General features: G+C 43.4%; 3 protein-coding genes. All 3 read right to left on the reverse strand.

The window, feature by feature from the left end:
- The coding region (gene lepA / locus KGY70_19110) for a translation elongation factor 4 (protein MBS3777311.1) at positions 1-1748 on the reverse strand (1748 nt) is incomplete at its 3' end.
- A gap of 330 nt (positions 1749-2078) precedes the next feature.
- The gene (locus KGY70_19115) at positions 2079-2603 is read right to left on the reverse strand and encodes a VOC family protein (GenBank protein ID MBS3777312.1); all 525 of its coding nucleotides are present in this window, start codon (positions 2601-2603) and stop codon (positions 2079-2081) included.
- Positions 2604-2628: 25 nt separating this feature from the next.
- Positions 2629-3429 carry a DUF1080 domain-containing protein gene (locus KGY70_19120; GenBank protein ID MBS3777313.1) on the reverse strand — a complete coding sequence of 267 codons (801 nt, stop codon included), beginning with the start codon at positions 3427-3429 and terminating at the stop codon, positions 2629-2631.
- Positions 3430-3587 lie beyond the last annotated feature (158 nt).

The following is a 3587-nucleotide window of genomic DNA, read 5'->3' on the forward strand; positions in this document are numbered from 1 at the left end:
ACTTCTACATTCCCCACCTGGCGCATTTTTTTCTTGCCTTTCTTTTGTTTCTCCAGCAGTTTACGTTTACGGGTAACGTCCCCTCCATAGCACTTTGCAGTAACATCCTTTCTCAGTGCTTTCACGGTTTCCCTGGCTATCACTTTAGAGCTTATGGCTGCCTGAATGGCAATATCAAACTGCTGGCGCGGGATCAGCTCTTTCAGTTTCTCGCAGATCCTTCTTCCGAAAGAATGGGCATGTTCCTGATGGATCAGCGTAGATAACGCGTCCACCATACTCCCGTTGATCAGAATGTCCAGCCGCACCAGTTTGGCTTCTTTGTAACCGGTTTGATGGTAATCGAAGGAGGCATATCCTTTCGATATGCTTTTCAGCTTATCATAGAAATCAAAAACAATCTCTGCCAAAGGCATCTCAAAGGTTACTTCCACCCGGTTATTGGGCTGGAATATTTGGTTTTTCAAAGTTGCCCGTTTATCGAGGCACAATTTCATGATGGAACCGATAAAATCAGCCCTTGTGATGATCTGGGCATGTATATAAGGCTCCTCAATACGATCTATATCTTTCGGATCGGGCAGACCGGAAGGGTTGTGTACTTCTTTCATCTCACCATCCGTGGTATATACCTGGTAAGATACATTGGGCACCGTGGTGATCACGTTCATATTATATTCCCGCTCAAGCCGCTCCTGTATGATCTCCATGTGCAGAAGCCCCAAAAAGCCGCAGCGAAAGCCAAAGCCCAAAGCCATGGAATTTTCGGGTTCAAATGTCAGGGAGGCATCATTCAGTTGAAGTTTTTCAAGAGATATGCGCAACTCCTCATAATCATCGGTATCAACAGGGTATATTCCCGCATACACCATGGGTTTGACATCCTCGAAACCGGATACAGCCTTTTCACAGGGATTGTCATAACGGGTGATCGTATCCCCCACTTTCACTTCACTCGAGGCTTTGATACCGGAAATAATATATCCGACATCCCCTGCATTCAACTCATTGCGGGGTTCCTTCTTCAGTCGCAATACACCTATCTCGTCTGCATAGTAATCCTTACCGGCATTTACAAACTTCACATGATCCCCCTTTCTTATCTTACCGTTGAAGATCCGGAAAAAAGCTTCAATTCCCCGGTAAGAATTAAAAACAGAGTCAAAGATCATGGCCTGCAACGGTTTATTGTAATCGCCCTCAGGATGGGGTATCTTTTCTATAATGGCATCCAGTATTTTTTCAACACCATAACCGGTTTTGCCACTGGCTTCGATGATATCTCCGCGGTCACAACCCAGCAATTCTACGATCTGATCCTTTACTTCTTCTGGTTTGGCGGCTTCCAGATCCACTTTATTCAGAACAGGGATCACTTCCAGATCATGATCTACAGCAAGATAAACATTGGATATCGTCTGAGCCTGAACACCCTGAACAGCATCTACTACCAGTAAAGCACCCTCACAGGCGGCAATGGAACGCGACACTTCATAGGAAAAATCCACGTGGCCAGGTGTATCAATAAGATTCAAAGCATAATACCGATCATTATAAAGGTAATCCATGAGGATGGCATGGCTCTTAATGGTTATTCCCCGCTCACGCTCCAAATCCATATCATCCAGCATCAGATCATGATACTCCCTTTCCGTCACAGATTTTGTAATTTGTAAAAGTCTGTCGGCCAAAGTACTTTTCCCATGATCGATGTGGGCCAGTATGCAAAAGTTCCTTATTTGCTCCATGTTCCTCTCCTTCTGTTATCTTATCTCAAAGTAAATTAATCTGGACAAGCCAAAACGTAAACACATTAAATTCCTTGAAAGCATCCTTTTGGTTTTGGCTTGTCCAAATCAGGGGGTAAAGATATTTAAATCTGAAAAAATAAGAATGGCCTTACCTGATAAATTACATATATTAACCATTCGCATAAGCTGTGGCTGGTAAGGCGCTAAGCGGCTCCAGTAGATTTCTGAAATTCAATAGATGATTTTTACACAATTAGCTGAGTTAGCCGCTGAGCGCCTTTTTAGACTCATTGCCCAATGTGATATAAACCTTTTCCCCGGAAGGAATTAATCGTCTGAGGTCAGCAACTCAATGATGGTTTTGAGCTTTTCCTGCGATTCCACATAGGAATAGCTCCCACCGGTGAAATCTCCTCGCTGAACCAGTTCTCCGCCTTTAGTTTCAAGCATGGCAATGGTTTCATCCATATCCTCCACCTGAAAGGCAATGTGATGTACGCCTTCCCCGTGCTTATCAAGAAACTCCTGCCATGTGCTCGGTCCTCCGATCGGCTCGATGATCTCAATGGTAATGTTTTCGAGGCGGATAAACGCAAGTTTGGCCCTGGCATTTGTAGGTTCTCCCTTATAATGGGCGTTGGTTTTGGAATATTCATCCGTTTCACTGACCTGGGGTGTCTCGATACCGAATAAATCGGCATATGCTTTACTGGTTTTTTCAATATCCTCAACTACCAGTCCTATCTGAGTAACCACTTGGGTATTCAGGGACCGGTCCTCTTTCTGGGCGTAAACACCATAAGAGATTGTTAAGAAAAAAACCAGGGTTAGTAAGCAAATTAACTTTCTCATCACTTCTATTTTTTTAATTTAATGATTAATCCTCCTTTAACTCTATCAACGAGATCTCTCTGAATTCCGTGGGGTGGCTTTCTGCCTGGATGGCAATATGCCCGGATTCCAGAAGCGTTCCTTCTTCCCGGGGATACCCTTCGGGAACATTACCTCCCCCGATTTGCGGATCGGTGTAAGTCATTACCGTATCCCCCTCCACAATATGATGAATGATCTCGCTACCTTTCACTACCACTTCTACGGTCACCCATTCATCTCCATAAGTTTTTGATGAGGACTGTATACAATGCTGGGTAACCAATTCGTCATCCATCACCACATGGGTTCCCGGAGTGCAAACATTGGCCGTGGGCCTGGGACCTTCGCCCAAATCACTTAACAATTGCACCTCCACTGAAACAGGGAAATCCTGATCCCGGTTCATGCTTTCGGCCGATTGGGAATGGATCATAATTCCATTGTTCTTCCTGGCCCACGCGGGTCCTTCAGGGCTCTGTTCACCTACAGTCCGGTATTCCACACGCAACTTATAATGGGAATAAGCGTCTTCAGTTATCAAATGGCCGAATTCACCATCAAAACGATCCCATTCATCGTAACTGACCGTTAGTATGCTATCTTCCACGCGGAATGTATTCTTGTAATTCTCATTTACCGGTTGGCCGGTAAATTTCATGTTCCATCCCGAAAGGTCTTCACCATTAAAAAGATGAATACGGTCTTCATCCCGCTGTTGCTGGCAGGCAGAAGCCACAATTAGCAGGGAAGCTGCAAACACAAATACAAATTTGGATTTCAAAACAGTTAAAATGTAATTTTTCATAATCTATAATTTATAATAAAGTAAAACATCCCACAAGTATATCAAATTCCTTTGAAAAATAAAACTGACCAGCCTAATTCTTTTGTTTTATTAAAGTTCATATATTAATAAATTCTAATGTCTAATTTCGAAATTCTAAACAATAACAAATGACCAAA

Source organism: Bacteroidales bacterium, from assembly GCA_018334875.1.
Lineage (GTDB): Bacteria > Bacteroidota > Bacteroidia > Bacteroidales > UBA12077 > JAGXLC01.